Raw genomic sequence first — 256 nt, 5'->3', positions numbered from 1 at the left:
GCCCGGAGGCCAAGGGCTTGTCGGCCAGCACCGTCGCCCGACTGAAACGTCAGTGGGCCCAGGAGTATGACGCCTGGCGCCAATGTCGATTAGACCGGGACCGTTGGGTGTACCTGTGGGCGGACGGCATCTACAGCGGTTTGCGGGCCGAGGATGCCAAGCTGTGCGCCCTGGTCGTGATCGGTGTGAATGACCGCGGCGAGAAGTGCTTCTTGGCGATTGAGGACGGTGTCCGCGAGTCCACACAGAGCTGGCG

General features: G+C 64.8%; 1 protein-coding gene. It reads left to right on the top strand.

Features of this window, described 5'->3' with window-relative positions:
• The coding region (locus tag BIU99_RS19515; RefSeq protein ID WP_175484427.1) for a transposase at window positions 1–256 on the top strand (256 nt) is incomplete at both ends.

It is taken from the genome of Plantibacter sp. MMLR14_011, from assembly GCF_001865025.1.
GTDB lineage: Bacteria > Actinomycetota > Actinomycetes > Actinomycetales > Microbacteriaceae > Plantibacter > Plantibacter flavus_A.
This window is presented reverse-complemented; position numbering and strand designations above follow the sequence as displayed.